The sequence below is a fragment of the Burkholderia sp. AW33-5 genome, from assembly GCF_053427615.1.
Window position 1 is genome coordinate 1 of record NZ_JBSAXA010000140.1, and the last position, 243, is coordinate 243.

Sequence of the window (243 nt, forward strand, 5' to 3'; positions counted from 1 at the left end):
TCTGTTTCAGATAGAAGCGCTGCGTGAACGCGACAGGCGATTGGTAGTTCAGACGCGCCTGTGTGAGTTGCCGGTTGTAGAAGATTTCGATGTATTCGCTGATCGCAAGGCGTGCCTGCTCGCGCGTCGCGAAGCGTTGATGATAGACCGTCCAGAAAGCGAACGTTTGCGGGACGAAAGCGTGTCACTTCGCGAATTCACATCCATCTTTGCCTCGAACAGCGACTCTAAGCCGGCATTCAT

The 243-nt window shown here is 53.9% G+C and carries 1 pseudogene; it reads right to left on the reverse strand.

Annotated features, from left to right (window positions below):
- Window positions 1-148 (reverse strand): annotated as a pseudogene (locus tag ACV22V_RS32730) (IS3 family transposase); the annotation flags it as partial.
- Window positions 149-243 lie beyond the last annotated feature (95 nt).